At 67.9% G+C, this 15,373-nt stretch carries 17 protein-coding genes; all 17 read left to right on the forward strand.

The genetic code is table 11. The features are described 5' to 3' along the window. Positions 1 to 125: 125 nt before the first annotated feature. The 17 genes from BKK80_RS09025 (at position 126) to BKK80_RS09105 (ending at position 15,373) form a co-directional block, all read left to right on the forward strand. A complete protein-coding gene (locus tag BKK80_RS09025; protein WP_071069120.1) occupies positions 126 to 335 on the forward strand; it encodes a YodC family protein in 210 nt (69 codons plus the stop codon). 178 nt (positions 336 to 513) lie between these two features. Next, on the forward strand, positions 514 to 1,299 hold the full coding sequence (locus tag BKK80_RS09030) for a hypothetical protein (RefSeq protein WP_071069122.1): 786 nt from the start codon (positions 514 to 516) through the stop codon (positions 1,297 to 1,299). Positions 1,300 to 1,502: 203 nt separating this feature from the next. Beyond that, the gene (locus BKK80_RS09035; protein ID WP_071069124.1) at positions 1,503 to 2,135 is read left to right on the forward strand and encodes a hypothetical protein; all 633 of its coding nucleotides are present in this window, start codon (positions 1,503 to 1,505) and stop codon (positions 2,133 to 2,135) included. Then, positions 2,122 to 4,155 carry a phage terminase large subunit family protein gene (locus BKK80_RS09040; protein WP_071069126.1) on the forward strand — a complete coding sequence of 678 codons (2,034 nt, stop codon included), beginning with the start codon at positions 2,122 to 2,124 and terminating at the stop codon, positions 4,153 to 4,155. Before BKK80_RS09035 ends, BKK80_RS09040 begins: the two co-directional genes overlap by 14 nt. A 2-nt stretch (positions 4,156 to 4,157) precedes the next feature. Continuing rightward, complete coding sequence (locus BKK80_RS09045) at positions 4,158 to 4,367, forward strand: phage head-tail joining protein (protein ID WP_071069128.1); 210 nt, start codon at positions 4,158 to 4,160, stop codon at positions 4,365 to 4,367. Then, the gene (locus BKK80_RS09050; RefSeq protein ID WP_157903188.1) at positions 4,364 to 5,977 is read left to right on the forward strand and encodes a phage portal protein; all 1,614 of its coding nucleotides are present in this window, start codon (positions 4,364 to 4,366) and stop codon (positions 5,975 to 5,977) included. The genes BKK80_RS09045 and BKK80_RS09050 overlap by 4 nt, the downstream gene beginning before the upstream one ends. A 2-nt stretch (positions 5,978 to 5,979) precedes the next feature. Beyond that, positions 5,980 to 8,058: a prohead protease/major capsid protein fusion protein gene (locus tag BKK80_RS09055; protein WP_071069132.1), complete on the forward strand. Its 2,079-nt coding sequence runs from the start codon at positions 5,980 to 5,982 to the stop codon at positions 8,056 to 8,058. A 102-nt stretch (positions 8,059 to 8,160) separates the two neighbouring features. Beyond that, positions 8,161 to 8,496 carry a DUF2190 family protein gene (locus BKK80_RS09060; protein WP_071069134.1) on the forward strand — a complete coding sequence of 112 codons (336 nt, stop codon included), beginning with the start codon at positions 8,161 to 8,163 and terminating at the stop codon, positions 8,494 to 8,496. A gap of 2 nt (positions 8,497 to 8,498) precedes the next feature. Beyond that, on the forward strand, positions 8,499 to 8,825 hold the full coding sequence (locus BKK80_RS09065) for a head-tail joining protein (RefSeq protein WP_071069136.1): 327 nt from the start codon (positions 8,499 to 8,501) through the stop codon (positions 8,823 to 8,825). Next, positions 8,822 to 9,262 carry a hypothetical protein gene (locus BKK80_RS09070; protein WP_071069138.1) on the forward strand — a complete coding sequence of 147 codons (441 nt, stop codon included), beginning with the start codon at positions 8,822 to 8,824 and terminating at the stop codon, positions 9,260 to 9,262. Before BKK80_RS09065 ends, BKK80_RS09070 begins: the two co-directional genes overlap by 4 nt. Positions 9,263 to 9,278: 16 nt before the next feature. Next, positions 9,279 to 10,019: a hypothetical protein gene (locus BKK80_RS09075; protein ID WP_071069140.1), complete on the forward strand. Its 741-nt coding sequence runs from the start codon at positions 9,279 to 9,281 to the stop codon at positions 10,017 to 10,019. Positions 10,020 to 10,022: 3 nt separating this feature from the next. Further along, positions 10,023 to 10,385 (forward strand): hypothetical protein, encoded by a 363-nt coding sequence (locus BKK80_RS09080; RefSeq protein ID WP_071069142.1) that lies wholly within the window; start codon positions 10,023 to 10,025, stop codon positions 10,383 to 10,385. A gap of 56 nt (positions 10,386 to 10,441) precedes the next feature. Beyond that, positions 10,442 to 10,651: a hypothetical protein gene (locus BKK80_RS09085; RefSeq protein WP_071069144.1), complete on the forward strand. Its 210-nt coding sequence runs from the start codon at positions 10,442 to 10,444 to the stop codon at positions 10,649 to 10,651. Between the two features lie 9 nt (positions 10,652 to 10,660). After that, entirely contained in the window at positions 10,661 to 13,489 is a 2,829-nt protein-coding gene (locus BKK80_RS09090; RefSeq protein ID WP_071069146.1) for a phage tail tape measure protein, read from the forward strand. After that, the gene (locus tag BKK80_RS09095) at positions 13,486 to 14,091 is read left to right on the forward strand and encodes a DUF2460 domain-containing protein (protein ID WP_071069148.1); all 606 of its coding nucleotides are present in this window, start codon (positions 13,486 to 13,488) and stop codon (positions 14,089 to 14,091) included. The genes BKK80_RS09090 and BKK80_RS09095 overlap by 4 nt, the downstream gene beginning before the upstream one ends. A 17-nt stretch (positions 14,092 to 14,108) precedes the next feature. Then, positions 14,109 to 14,939 (forward strand): DUF2163 domain-containing protein, encoded by an 831-nt coding sequence (locus BKK80_RS09100; protein WP_071069150.1) that lies wholly within the window; start codon positions 14,109 to 14,111, stop codon positions 14,937 to 14,939. Continuing rightward, positions 14,936 to 15,373, forward strand: a complete 438-nt coding sequence (locus BKK80_RS09105) for an NlpC/P60 family protein (RefSeq protein ID WP_071069152.1) — start codon at positions 14,936 to 14,938, stop codon at positions 15,371 to 15,373. Before BKK80_RS09100 ends, BKK80_RS09105 begins: the two co-directional genes overlap by 4 nt.

Genomic DNA, 15,373 nt, shown 5'->3' on the forward strand with positions numbered 1-15,373 from the left:
GAATTCCCGCGGTATCGCCGTCCGTTTCTGAATGGGTGCGAGCCTATCTCTGGGAGTGCTTCGATTGAGCGTAATCGTCACTTTCTCAACTACACTGTGGGCTCACTTGTCATAGAGGAGGCTGTATGGCCCAGTTCAAGAAGGGTGATCTCGTTGTTGTGAAGAGTGGCGGACCCACCATGACGGTTTCTGAGCTCGGAGACTATTCCTTTGCCGGCGGCACTGAGGATGGTGTGAAGTGCGTTTGGTTTGACCAGAAGAGCATCAAGTGTGAGGACGTCTTCGACGCCGCTGTCTTGAAGCTTGCACCTACGAGTTTCGTTGAACTCATTTGACAGTGCTGGCCAGGGAAAGCCGAACTGGAATGGCACGTTCGACTTGCCTGCGCTATGGCCAGCCAGGAGCAGCAAGTTGAGTGGCGGCGATTCGCGCCGCTCAACCGAATCGTAGCTTCCAAGGGCCCGGAGCGCGTTTGCCTCCGGGCCCTTTGTTTTATGGCGGACTGGGGGCAGCATGGCCGAATTCGACCTCTCCTCGAACATCGATGCTGCGCTGGGCTTTGCCGCAAAGCTCCACCAGGATCAGATGCCGTTCGCTACGGCCCGCGCGCTGACCAAGACGCAGCAGCTGGTCAAGGCGAACATCGAGGCGGAGATGCCGCGCGTCTTCGACAACCCGACCCGGTACACCTTGAATTCCTTGTACCTGCAGCCGGCGACCAAGCAGGATCTCTCAGCGCGTGTGTGGTTCAAGGACGTGGACTCGGGCGGGCGGGCGTCGACAAAATTCCTCGGGCCGGAAGTCTATGGCGGGGAGCGCCGCTACAAGGCGTTCGATCGCGCCCTGCAGGCGGCCGGCATCATGCCGGCGGGAATGGTGGCGGTGCCCGGCTCGGCAGTGGAGTTGGACGAGCACGGCAACGTGCCGCCGGCACTGATCGTGCAGATCCTGTCCTACTTCAACGCCTTCCCGCAGAAGGGCTACCGGGCCAACATGACCCAGCGCCGGCGCGACAACCTCGCCCGAGGGAAATCTGGGGTTCGCGGCTTCACCTACTTCGCCCTCGCCAGGCCGGAGGGCAAGCTCCCTGCCGGGATCTACCGCCGTATGGACTACGGCGCCGACAAGCGCATTGCCCACCTGCAGCACGGCGGGGCCAAGCCGATGTTCCTCTTCGTGAGCCTGCCGAGCTATCGCGTTCGCCTGGACTTCCATGGCATCGCGCAGCGCGTGACCGAGGCCGAGTTTCCTCGGCTGATGGTCGAGTACTTCGAGCAGGCGGTGGCCACGGCGCGCTGACGGCCAATCTGCCGGACCGGAGGCGGGGCGGCTGCCCGGCCCGGCCGGCGGCCCAAGCCCGGGGCGCGGGTCCTTCCCGGGGCCTGGCGTTCGTGGGTAATTCGCGCCCCGTTGCTCGCGCAGTGGCGGGAATTTTTCAGGGTAGTCACCTGGTGCGGTAGTCAGGTAGTCACCCGTAGGTCCAGCACACGAGGCAGTCCACCATGGCAGAGATGAGCCAGCGAGCCTTCGCGCGCCATCTGGGCGTCACGTTGCGCGCCGTGCAGAAGGCGATCGCGTCGGGCCGGATCCGACTGAACGACAACCGCAAGATCGACTCGGAGAGTGCCGCGGCCGACTGGGTGCGCAACACCGACGAGGGCCGGGTTTCGTTCAGCGACTTGTCCCGCCGCCGGGCCCCCGTATCCGCTTCCCCCGACGAGGATGAGGAGGAGCTGGACGAAGAAGGCATGGATGCCAATGGGCCGCCGGCGGCGGGAGGGGCGGCGGTGGCCACCGCCGGAGCGAAAGAGGATCCCGCGGTGCGGCAGTACCGGGTCGAGCGCGCTGCGCGCGAGTCGATCCGACGGCAGCGCGAACAGGCCGAGCTGGACGAGTACCGCGGCGCGCTGATCGACGTTGCCGAGGCCCAGCGCCTGGCGTTCACGGCGTTCCGCACGCTGCGCGACGCCGTGCTCAACGTGCCGGTTCGGGTCAAGGACCTGCTGGCGGCCGAGACCGACCCCACCCGCATCGAGGCGATGCTCGAAAAGGAGCTGGCGTCGGCGCTGCAGCAGGTGGACCAGGCGGCCATCCTGCGCGAGCAAGAGGAGGACGAGGACGATGGGGGCGATTGATCAGTTCGTCCGGACCCTCGCCAATGCGATTCGGCCGGACGAACGGATCGGCGTTGCCGAGTGGGCAGCCAAGCATCGCATCCTGCCGGAGAACGCCCCCGAGCCGGGCCGGTGGCGAAACGAACGCACGCCCTACCTGGTGGGCATCATGGATGCGCTGTCTGGCCAGGACAGCGTGACCACGCGCTACGCACACGACGACCTGCGCCCCTTCAGCAATGCCTGGGTGACGGTCGTCGCGCAGATGAAGGGCCACCAGATCGGCGGCTCCGCAGCCGGCGAGAACTTCATCGGCCATAGCATCAGCGTCGCGGCCGGCAACGTCCTGGTGGTGTTTGCCACCAACGACGACGCGGAGAAGTGGGAACTCGACCGCTTCGAGCCGATGCGCAAGTCGACCCCCGAGCTGCGCGCGCGCGTGAAGGACGCGGGGAAGAAGGGCAGCGATAACACCAAGCGCCGCAAGCGCTTCCCCGGCGGGATGATGAACCTGGTCAGCGCGAATCGCGCCGGCCGCCTCAAGTCCACGACGGTCCGCTACGTGATGCTGGAGGAGGTCGACGAGTACCTCCTCAACGTCGACGGCCAGGGCAACCCGATCGTCCTGGCCATCAACCGGACCAGCAACTTCGGCCGCCGCGCCAAGGTCTTCGCCAACAGCACGCCCACCATCAAGGGCCGCTCGCAGATCGAGAAGCTGTACGAGAAGGGCGACCAGCGGCGCTACTTCGTGCCTTGCCCGGATTGCGGACACCCGCAGTTCTTCGATTGGCGCAAGGGCATGCGCTGGAGCGAGGGCGATCCGGACTCGGTGTGCTACCACTGCGAGGTCTGCGGGGTCGGCAACCCGGAGCACGTCTGGAAGACGCGCGGCTACGAGGGCGCGTACTGGATGCCGACCGCGCCTGGCGACGGCAAGACGGCGAGCTTTCACATCAGCTCGCTGTATGCGCCCATCGGCTGGCGGCCGTGGACGGATCTCGTGCGCGACTGGATCGAGGCGCAGGCCGACATCGAGAAGCTGATCGCCTTCATCAACAACGCCCTGGGCGAGTGCTGGGAAGACCGTAGCGCCGAGGTCAAATGGGAGCTGGTCAAGCGGCGCGCCGAGTCGCATGCGCTGCGGACCATCCCACGCGGTTGCATGATCCTGACCGCGTCCGTCGACGTGCAGAAGAACCGCCTCGAGGTCGAAATCAGCGGCTGGGGCCGCAATATGACCAACTGGACGATCGACTACGTCGTCATCGACGGCGACCCGTCGACGGCCGCCCCCTGGGCGACGCTCGACGCGCTGCTGGAGCGGCCAATCGTCAATGCGTTCGGGGTCTCCCTGCAGGTGCAAACCTGTGCCATCGACTCCGGCGGGCATCACACGCAGGAGGTCTACGACTACTGCCGCCTGCGCCAGGCGCGCGGCGTGTTCGCGATCAAGGGCGCCAAGGAGCAGCACCGGCCGATCATCGGCCGCCCCTCGGCGCAGGACGTCACGATACGTGGGCGCACCTTCCAGAAGGGTGTGCAGCTCTGGCAGGTCGGCACCGACACGGCAAAGGACAAGATCTTCGCCGCCCTGCAGGCCGACGAGGAGCTGGACCCGGCCGCGCGCCGCATGCGCTTCCCTGCAGGCCTGGAAGACGAGTACTTCAAGCAGCTTGTGGCCGAGGCGTTCAACGTCTCGAAGGGCCGCTGGGACAAGCTGCGCCTGCGCAACGAGGCGCTGGACCTGAAGGTCTACAACTTCGCCGCGGCCTACCACCCGCGCCTCCGGGTGAACCTCATGACGGAGGCCGACTGGGCCGGCCTGGAGATGGTGATCGAGCCGCGCGTGCGTGACCTGTTCGCGGACCCTGCGCTGGCGGTGCCGATGGCGGTGGAAGGCGGCGAGGCTGCGGCCACGGAGCCGCCGGCCGCGAGCCTGCTGGCCGAGGCCGAACCCAACGCTGACCCCGATCGCGAGGAAGCCGGCGCACGGCGCGGCGGTTGGCTCAACGTGCGTTCAAACTGGATGGGAAGGTAAGCATGAGTGCATTCACGACGGCGGATCTCGACCGCATCAACACGGCCATCGCCACGGGTGAGCTGACCATCGAGAAGGACGGCAAGCGCATCACCTACCGCAGCGTGGCCGATCTACGGGCAGCGCGCGAGATCATCATCGCCGACCTGGCGCAGCAGGGGCTGTCGCCGCAGCGGCCGCGCGTCACCGTCGCCTACTTCGATCGGGGGTGACTGTGAAAGCCACCCTGTTGGATCGCCTGATCGGCCACTTCGCCCCGGCCAGAGGCCTGCGGCGCATGGCGGCGCGCGCGCACTACGACCGGGCGCGCGAGATCGCGCGCGGCTTCGACGGCGCCAGCCTGCGCGGCCCGCGCGGCGCCGGCCGGCAGCCGGGCGGCGGCAGCGGCAATGCCGAGCTGGTACCGGCGCTGGCGCGGCTGCGCAACCGCAGCCGCGACCTGGTGCGTAACAACGGCTACATCAAGCGCGCGCTCAATGTACTGGTGCAGAACGCGATCAGCAGCACCGGCATCGTGCCCAAGTACGAGAACCCGGCACACGGCGCGCTGTGGAGCCGATGGGCGCGCCAGTGCGATGCCGGCGAGCAGCTCAACCTGGCGGGCATCCAGGCCCAGCTCGCGCGCGCCGCATGGGAGTCCGGCGAGGTGCTGCTGCGCTTCGAGTACTGCCCGCCGGAGGCCGGGTTGGAAGTGCCACTGCAACTGCGGGTGCTGGAGGCAGACCATCTCGATACCAGCCGTACCGGCCCGGTCGATGGCGGTTTTTGCATCGCGGGCGTGCAGTTCAACCTCAAGGGCAAGCGCACAGGCTACTGGCTGTTCGACCACCATCCAGGCGAAGTCGAGGCGGTGCCCCGGTCCTGGGTGAGCCGCTTCGTGCCGGCCGCGGACATCATCCACCTCTATCGGGTCATCGACCGCCCCGGCACGGTGCGCGGCCTGCCTCACTTTGCGGTCAGCATCTGGCGCGCGCGTGACCTGGGCGAGTACCAGGAGGCCGAGCTGGTGCGCAAGAAGATCGAGGCCTGCTTTGCCGCCTTCGTCTGGATGGAGGGGGATGGCTTCCAGGGCGTCGGCGCCGGCGGCATCACGCCCGTGCCGGGTGGCGGCGCCGGGCGTCAACCGCCCAGGCTCGAAGGCATGCAGCCAGGCTCGATCAACTACCTGCGTGCCGGGGAGCGGGTCGAGTTTGCGTCGCCAGCGGCCAGCGAGGGCTACGAGGAGCATGTGCGCGTCGACCTGCGCGCGATTGCGGCCGGCTCCGACATCACCTATGAGCAGCTGACCGGCGACTATTCGCAGGTCAACTTCACCAGCGGCCGGATGGGAAAGATCGAGTTCCGCGCCATGGTCGAGCAGTTCCAGTGGCTGGAGTTCATTCCCATGGTGATGGAACGTATCGCCGAGCGGTTCGCCCTGGCGGCCTACCTGGCTGGCAAGCTGCCACGGCCAGGCCTGCGACCGGACGACTGGACCGCGCCACGTATTCCCTTGCTCGACCCCTACCGCGAAGCGCAAGGCTACGCCGTCATGGTGGAACAGGGCTTCATGTCGCGACACGAGGTGGTGCGTGAGCTGGGTTATATCCCCCTGCAGGTGGACGAGGAGATCGAGACCGACCCGCTGCGAAACGCGCTGGGCGGCCGGGCACGCGATGCCAGCGATGCCGACGCGGACGACGGCGACCGCAAGCCGAACAAGGCGAGCGAGAAGGAAAGGGCCCGTCCGCCAGCGAAGCGCAAGCGATCGCTCGGCAACCTGCCGAACGATGACCAACCCACGCCCGAGCGCCCGTCTCGGGCGTTTTTCCTTGGGGAGTAGCAATGCCAGTATCGAAGAACGCCGGCACGCAGGACATGCCGCTGGTCACGCGCCTGGCGCCGGTCACCGTGGCCGATCGCGAGCGCCGCACCGTCACCGCGAGGTGGACGGCCGGGGCGCGCGTGCGCCGTTACGACTGGATGCGCGAGCGGGCTTACCAGGAGGAGCTGAGCCTGGACCCCGCACACGTCAGGATGGCGCGCCTGCAGTCCGGCGCGGCACCGTTCCTCAACAGCCACTCGACCTGGGGCATTTCCAGCGTCCTCGGTGTGATCGAGACGGCCACGCTCGGCGATGACGCCAGCGCCTCCATCCGCTTTTCCCGCCGGGACGAAGTGGAGCCGATCTATCAGGACGTGCTCGACGGGATCCTGCGCAACGTCTCGGTCGGTGCCCGCCTGCACCGCGTGGAGATGATCCCGCCGAACACCGAGGGCAACGACGAGTGGATCTACCGGGCGGTCGACTGGGAGCCGCTGGAGGTCTCCCTGGTTGCCATCGGGGCTGATCCGGGCGCCGTCATCCGAACCGAGAACGGCGCTCCCAGCGAGCGCGAGAAGCTCTTCCCATGCGAGTTCATCGAACGAGCCGCATCCACCCCCCGCGAGGCTGCCGCCTCTCAATCCGAAGGAGAAACCATGACCATCACGACCCCGGCGGCCGACCCAGGCCAGGCCGCTACCCAGCGCGCACATGAGGGCCAGCCGCCGACCGCAGCACACGCCACGGCACCGGCTGCGTCCCCTGCGCCAGCCGCGGGCGACGGCGCCGATTCGAGCGATTCGGTCCGCGCCGCCGAGCGCCAGCGCCAGCGCGAGATCCGCGAAGTCGTGCGCGGCTCGACCCTGGAATGCGCCGAGACCCTGATCGACGAGTACGTCGACCGTGGCATGGCAATCGACGCCGTGCGTACCGACGTGCTGCGCCGCCTGGCCGAGCGTACCAATGCCACCACCATCCGTTCGGTGGGCGGCAACCGGATCGAGACCACGCAGGACGAGACCGAGGTGCGGCGCGAGGCCATGACGGCCGCGCTGATCCATCGCATCAACCCCAGTACGACCCTGACCGACAGCGCGCGCGAGTACCGGGGCATGACCCTGCGCGAACTGTCTCGCGATGCGCTGGAGCGCGCCGGCATCTCGACGCGCGGCATGTCCGTCAACGAGCTGGCGGGCACGGCGCTGGGCCTCACGCAGCGCGGGGCCTACCACGCCACCGGCGACCTGCCGCTGGTCTTCGGCGGGGTGATCGCGCGCACCATGCGCGAGGCCTATACCACTGCGCCAAAGACCTTTGATCGCTGGGCCCGCCGGGGCACTCTGTCGGACTTCCGGCCGGTGACGCGCGTGGCCTTCGACGCCGCGGTGCAGTTCGAGCGCATCCGGGAGAGTGGCGAGTACAAGTACGGCAAGCTGATGGAAGGCGGCGAGGTCATCCAGCTCGGCACCTACGGCAAGGCGGTCGCGTTCACGCGCCAGATGATCATCAATGACGATCTCTCCGCGCTGCAGCGCCTGCCGCTGTTCTTCGGCCGCGCCGCCGCGGACATGGAGTCGGACCTGGTGTATGCCTGCCTGCTCGATAACCCCAAGCTGGCGGACGGCAAGCCGCTGTTCCACGCCGACCACAAGAACGTGGGCGCTGGCGCGGCCATCGGCATCGATTCGCTGTCCGAGGCCCGCGTGGCGCTGCGCACCCAGAAGTCGCCGGCGGGCGGCACGCTAAACCTGCTGCCCAAGTACCTGCTCGTGCCCGCCGCGCTGGAAACCGCGGCCTGGCAGTACACCAGCGGCGCCTATGTGCCGAACGTCGCGCTGCAGCAGAACCCCTTTGTGGGCGCGCTGGAGCCCATCGTGGAGGCACGCCTGGATGCCGCTGACCCGAAGGCCTGGTATCTGCTCGCGGACCCGGCCCAGATCGACACGGTGGAGTACTGCTACCTGGAGGGGGAGGAGGGGCTCTACACCGAGCAGCACATCGACTTCGACGTCGACGGCGTGAAGGTCAAGGGGCGCATCGACTTCGTCTCCAAGGCGATCGACCATCGCGGCCTGTGGCGCAACCCCGGCGCCAAGTAAGCCTCGGCAACCGGGATCGGCGGGGCACCGGCGATTCCACTTCAGCGGCGGCATGCCAGCACGGCATGGCCGCCGTTTTCATTTGCGAGAGAGGAAAGCAGCATGCGGAACTACATCCAACCGGGCAAGTTTCTGACCTATGCCCACAACGCGGCCGTCACGCCAGGCCAGGCGCTGCTGATGGGCGCACTGCTGGGCATCGCGGCCAATGCCTACGCGGCCAACGAGCCGGGCGAGTACGCGGTGGAAGGCGTCTTCGAGCTGCCGGCGGAGCCGGCGGCTGTGGCCGGCATTGGCGATAAAGCCTACTGGGACCCGGCCAAGGCGCGCATCTTCGCCGAGGCGGCCGCCGGGCGCGTGGTCGTGGGCGTGTTCGCGCAGGCCAAGGCGGCTGGCATGCCCTCCGCCGCGGTGCGGCTCAACGGCGCGGCAATCTAGCCATGACGGCGCTGGAGCCCGGGCGTTTCTGGGATGCCTTCGCGCGGGCGGGCTTTCTGAAGCCCGCCGTCTTTCACCTGCGGGCGCGCGCGGGCCGCCCGGCGCGCGATGTGCCGCTGCCGGTCGACAGGATCGCGCTGGCCGCCGCTGCGTTCGACGGGGTGGCGCAGGGCGAGCAGGTCCGCTTGGAGTATCCCGTCGAGCTTCTGCCGGACCTCGCCCTCGATGACCACGTGACGGTGAACGATCGGCGCTACCGCGTGGCATCGCATCCGGAGCCCTTGAGCGACGGCGACTACGCGCTGGTCGAGCTGGGGGCACCGCGATGAGCACAGTACACGAACGCGTGTATGCGGCGGCCGTCGCCGCGGTGGCCGGGGAGGTGCCGCCGGCCGGTGTGGTGGCCGTGCATGACCGGCTGCGCCTGGCCGAGTTCAGCGTGGACGAGCTGCCGGCGGTGCGCGTGCTGCCCGGCACGGACTTGCCGGTGGACGGCATCTCGGACTGGGAGAACGTCAACGAGCTGACCGTGGAGGTCCAGCTCCTCATGGCCGGGGTCGATCAGATCGCATCGATGCCGCAGCTCCATGCGGAGATTCACCGGCGCGTGTGGGCAGACCCCACGCTCGGCGGGCTGGCCGTGCGCCCCTTCAACGGTGCCATCGATGAGCGCCGGGAGGAGTCCGACCAGCTCCGCATCCTCAAGACCTACCGCTATCGGTGGCGGTACCGGGTCGCGGCGGATGACGCCACCGCGATCCCCTAACCAAGCAGGAGAATTCATGGCTTCCCTCTTCAACAAGGCAGATTGGCACTTCGGCGCCGGCATGCTGCGTTATCTCAAGGCCGGCACCACGCCCATCCGGGTCGCGACGCTGCAGGGCATCGATGTCGACATCAGCGCCAGTTCCAAGGAACTGATGGGCTCGCGCAACTTCGCCGAAGCCACCGCGCGCGCCGGCACCAAGATCACCGGTAAGGTCCAGGCAGGGCGCTGGGATCATCGTGTGGTGACGGAGCTGTTCTTCGGGTCGAAGGACGAGGACACCAGCGCCGGCATGGTGGTGCCCGTCGACGACGAGCCGGCCGTCATCGTTGCGGATGGCTATACCGTCGCGGGCGGCGCGAAGTTCGATATGGATATGGGCGTTCGCGACGTGGCGACCGGTGGCTTTCTGGTGCGGGTCGCGAAGGATCCGAAGGCCGGCCAGTACGCGGTGAACGAGGCGACGGGCAAGTACACCTGGGCGGCGGCCGACAAGGACAAGAAGGTGCAGATCAGCTACACCAAGATCGACGTCTCGCGCGGCGCCACCACCCTCATTACCAACGCGGAGATGGGCGAGGTGCCGACCTTCGAGCTGATCACCTACGACCAGAAGGGGCTGTTCCTGCATCTCTATGCGGTCACCTTCAACAAGCTGAGCCTGGCGCGCAAGAACGAGGATTTCGTCATTCCCAACATGGAATGGTCGGCCGCCGCGGATGACGTGCGCGGCGTGGGTCGGCTGAGCGGAGCGTAAGCCATGGCGACGATCCGCATTGCCGGCCAGGAGCACGACCTGGAGGCCGCCAAGCCCCTGCGCGAAGGCTCGCAGCCTGTGACGCTGCAGGGCACGCGGCTGATGATGCCGCCGCCGCTGTACACGCTGCAGCTGGCCATGATCGATGTGCAGGCCGGCTACGCCGCCGGCACCGTGTCGGCGAAGGAGATGGCAGAGCAGGAGCTGGGCAGCCTGGTGGCCACGCTGCGGCGCAACTACCCAGGCCTGCCCGATGCCTGGGTGGCGGAATGGGATGCGCGCGACATCTGGGCGCTGCGCACGGCCTACATTCAGGCGGGACAGCCGCCGCAGGAGGACGGCTCGGGGGAGCCGGCCAGCCGCTGACCCGGGAGTGGTTCGAGGAAACCGCCATCCACCTCTGCGCCAGCCTCGGCTGGACGATGGACTACATCGAGCGCGAGCTGGATTGGCGGCGACTTCGGGCGGCCAGCCGCTACCTGACCCAGAACCCGCCAGTACACCTGCTGGTGAAGTGGTTCATGGGCCTGAAGACCGAAGACCTGCAGGCGGCCACCACTCCGGCCGACGAGGCGACCCGGCGGTCCAATTTCCTGGAGGCCTTCCGCTCGGCCGGCGGCCTCCTGAGCTGAGAACGACACATGAACACCAGGACGATCGATTGGGCGATCCGCGCCAATGACGCGGGCTTCGCCACCGTCATGCGAGGCGTCGTGGACTCCCTGACCGGCGTCAAGCGCGGCGGCGAGGGTGCGCGCACGGCGGTGAACAATCTCGGCGCCGCCGCCAATACCGCCGCCGGCCAGTGGGCGCGCCACCGGCGCGAGCTGGAGACCATGTACACCGCGATGGGCAAGGTCCCGTCGAAGGAGGTCGTGGCCGAGCTGGATCGCATCGAGAAGAAGTACCACTCGCTGGCCGAGGCCGCCGAGGACGGCAACCGGGCGGCCGCGGGCGCCATGCGCAACCTGATGTCGCAGGCGCGCTCTCTCACGGCGTGGGACGCCATGGCCGATGCGCCGGGCAAGCGCGGCCTGCGTGGCGCGCTGGCAGACCAGACGATCACCGCCGCATCGAACAGCATGAAGCTGGCAATCGCCGGTCTGAGCGCGGGCTTGCTGGCAGCAGGCTTCGCCAATCGGATCCGCGAGCAGATCGACCTGGCCGACGCGCTGGACAAGAGCGCGCAGCGCGCGTCGATTTCGGCGCAGTCGATGTCCACGATGGTGTACGCGGCAAAGAGCGCTGCGGTGGACATGGACGGGCTGTCCGGGGCGATGGGCAAGCTCGCCAAGAGCATGTTCGATGCCGACATGGGCAACAAGCGGACCGCCGCCACTTTCCGCGCACTCGGCGTCGAGATCAAGGACGCCGACGGCAAGCTGCGCGCCAGCGATGAAACCCTGCTGGACCTGGCCGACCGCTTCTCGCAGATGCCGGAGGGCGCGCAGAAGAGCGCCCTGGCCATGGAGGTCTTTGGCAAGTCCGGGGCCAGCATCCTGCCCTTCCTGAATATGGGACGGAAGGGCATCGAGCGCCTGCGTGAGGAGGCGCGCGCACTGGGCCTGGAGATCAGCGACGAAACCGCGGCGGCGGCAGGCGAGCTGAATGACAAGCTCGAACGGATGCGCTCTGTGTCGGAGGGTATCTGGCGGCAGTTCGCGGCCAAGCTGATTCCTACGTTGAGCGCGGCGGCCGACGGACTGGGCGATACCTCGGCCAAGGGCAGCATGCTCGAGGCTTCTGTGATGGCAGTGGATGGCGCGCTGAAGGGGCTGATCATCACCGGTGCTCTGGTTGGCGCGACGCTGAAGACGACAGGAATCATCATCACCAGAGTCGCCGCAGCCTCCGTTGCGGCCGCGAGCGGGGAATTCAGCCAAGCACGTGCCATCCTCGGAACGATGACGGAGGACGCCAGGAAGGCTGGGATCGAGTTCGAGACCTACGCCAAGAAGGTCTGGACTGGCACCAGCGGGCCGGCCGGCGTTCCCAAGCCGAAAGTGCCGGTCGACATGGACGAGATCCGCCAGTCCGGCGGCGGCACAGCGGGGGCCAAATCTCGCATGAGCGCCTGGGACAACGAGCTGGACCAGATGAAGCTCGCCCACCAGAAGCTCACGGCGGAGCAGGGCACCTTCGTGGCGTTCAGCCGGGAGCGCGAGCGTGATTTCTGGAAGGCCAAGCTGGATGGCACGCAGATGTCCGCCGAAGAACGGTTCGCGGTCGAGAAGCGGTATCTGGCCGCGCTGCAGTCCCTCAACGGCGAAGCTTTCGCGGCCTCCATCGCGGCGCAGAAGAACCAGATGGCCGAGATGGAGCGCAATCACGTGGCGCAGCTCGCGATCGCGGAGGACATCGCCGAACGGATCCGCAAGGCCTATGGCGCGGATTCGAAGCAGTATGCGGATGCGCAGCGCGATCTGCAGGCGGTGCAGCGCCAGGCGCTGGACCAGCGCCGCAAGCTGGAAGACCTGGCCTTGGCCGAACAGCGCAGCGCGGCGACCCAGGCCATTGCGCTCGAGCAGCAGCAAGCCCAGGTTGCCTATGACATGGGCCTGGTGAACCGCGCGCAGCTGCTCACGCTGGAAGTGGATTTCCAGGCGCGCCTGCACGAGATCAAGCGCCAGGCCCTGGAGCGCAGCCGGGAAACGATCGATCCGGAGCGCGACCCGGTGGCGTACCAGCAGGTGCTGAACCAACTGCTGGATCTGGAACGCAATTTCCAGTTGGCCCGGAGCAAGCTGGGCGCCGAGCTTTCGCTGCATGAGACGTCGCCCATCAAGAACACCTTCGATTCCTTCGAATCCGCGTTCAGCCAGGCGGCCGACGGCATGCTGAACCGGGCGCAGTCGTGGCGCCAGAGCATGGCCGGGCTGTTTGCGAGCGTCGGCTCGACCTTCGTTCAGGAGGTGGCGGTGAAGCCGACCGCCCGCTACATCGCCCAGTTGGGGCAGCGGCTGCTGGCAACGCAGAGCACCACTGCGGCGGAGACGAGCATGGAAGCGGTGGCCGCGGGCGCGAAGACGGGGATCTCCTTCGGCGCATCGACCGCGATGGTGGCGAACAACGCTGTGGTGGCGGCATCCGGCGCGGCGGCGTCGCAGGCCCCCATCCCCTTCGTCGGGCCCGCCCTGGCCGCCGCGGCGATGGTCGCGACGCTCGCCCTGGTCATGGGCCTGGGTAGCTCGATGCGCTCGGCGCGGGGCGGCTTCGACATTCCCGCAGGCATCAACCCGCTCACGCAACTGCACGAGGAGGAAATGGTGCTGCCGGCGCGCTATGCCAACGTGATCCGGCAGATGGCGGGGCAGCAGGGGGAGGGCGCCGCCGGCGGCGATGGCTCGGAGGTGTTCCAGTTCAACCCGGTCATCCAGGCGATGGATGCGCGCGGCGTCGATCGCGTGCTGGAGGCCCATGGGCACAAGTTCATCGCCTATCTCAAGGACCACAAACGGAAACTCGGATGAGCAATGCCATCTTCCCCGAGCTGGCCGGGATCCGTCCGGACCGGCCGCGCGCGCCGCGCTTCAAGACGCAGGTGCTCGAGGCGGCGAGCGGGCGCGAATTCCGCGCCTCGCGCATGGCCAATCCCATCTATCGCTTCAGCCTGGGCTTCGAGTTCCTGCGCGAGTCCAACGGGCGCGCCGAGCTGCGCACGCTGGAGGGCTTCTACCTGGCCAGGCGCGGCAGCTTCGACAGCTGGCTGTACCGCTGCGCGCACGACCGCGCCGCCGCGGACCAGCTCTTTGGCTATGGAGACGGCGCCCGCACCCAGTTCCAACTGGCGCGCAGCTACGGGGAATTCATGGAGCCCGTGCAGAACGTCGAGCAGATCCAGGGCATGCGCCGCGGGGAGCTGCTGCTGCCGGCCAGCGCCTACACCATCAGCCCGACCGGCGTGGTGCTGTTTGCGCAGCCGCCTGCCAACGGCGTGCCTTTGCGCTGGACGGGAACCTTCTTCTTTCGGTGCCGCTTCGAGTCGGACGACGTGTCGTTCGACCGGATCGCACGCAATCTGTACAAGGCGCCTCGGATCGAGTTCCGGGGCAGCCTGGGGGTCAAGCTATGAGACAAGCCACGCAAGCCTTGCAAGCCCTGCTCAACAGCGGCCAGGTTGCGCGCTGCGACCTGTACACCATCCGTCTGCCGAGCTTCGCCGAGTACCGCTACACGAACGCGGACGTCGCCATCTCGGCTGGCGGGCGGAACTTCGTGCATGACGGGCCCGAGATCCACGGCGCCAGGATGCGCCAGTCGCGCGGCCTGGATCCGGACGAGCAACGGTTGACCGTGCTGGTCAAGCCGGAGCACACCATCGGTGGCGTGTCCTGGCTGACGGCCCTGCGCTCCGGGGCGCTCGATGAGGCAGAGGTGGTGATCGAAAAGGCGTTCCTCGCCGACTGGGGCGCGCCGGCCCATGCGCTGGAGTGGTTTCGCGGCACCGTGCAGGAGGCGAGCGGCGATGACCTGGCGATCCAGCTGGCGGTGGAGAGCGACAGCGCGCGCTTCGGGCAGATGCTGCCGCGCGAGCTGTTCGGGCCAGGCTGCGTGCGCGATCTCTTCGACGCGGGCTGCGGCGTGAACAAGGCCGCCTACCGGGTCGACGCAGCCGTGACCGGCGGGAACCGCGCCCGGATCCACACCACGCTGAACAGGCCGGCCGAATGGTTCTCCCGCGGCTACCTGGTCTTCACCAGCGGCCCCAACTCGGGCGTGCGCCGCAGCGTCGTCCGCTCCGAGGCGGTGAACGGGGCGCTGGAGTTCTCCATGCCGCTTGTCTTCGATCCGCGGCCGGGCGACGCGTTCATGGCCTGGCCGGGGTGCGACAAGACCGCCGAGACGTGCGGTGCCAAATACAACAACCGCCCGCGGTTCAAGGCCACACCCTATGTGCCGGTGCCGGAGACGGTGTTGTGAGGGAGGCCGATCTGCGCCAAGCGATCGCCACCGAGGCGCGCACCTGGCTGGGCACGCCGTACCACCACCAGGGCGCCGTGAAGGGGGCCGGGGCGGATTGCGCCATGCTGCTGGTGGAGGTGTACCACGCCTGCGGCCTGATCCCGCGCATCGACCCGCGGCCCTATCCCGCGGATTGGCATCTGCACCGTGATGCGGAGCGCTTCCTCGGCTGGGTCGAGCAATACGCGACGCCCGTCGAGGTGCCGCAGCGCGGCGACGTTGCCTTGTACCGCTTCGGGCGATGTGCCAGCCATGGCGCCATCGTGCTGGACTGGCCGGAAGTCATCCATGCCAGCCTGCGGGATGGCGAGGTGGTGCTGGCGGATGCCACACGCAATGCCGATCTGGCGAAACCCGGCCGCAGTGCCGGGTTTTTTACTCTGTTTGCCTGA

Origin of the sequence: Cupriavidus malaysiensis, assembly GCF_001854325.1 — a bacterium.
GTDB lineage: Bacteria > Pseudomonadota > Gammaproteobacteria > Burkholderiales > Burkholderiaceae > Cupriavidus > Cupriavidus malaysiensis.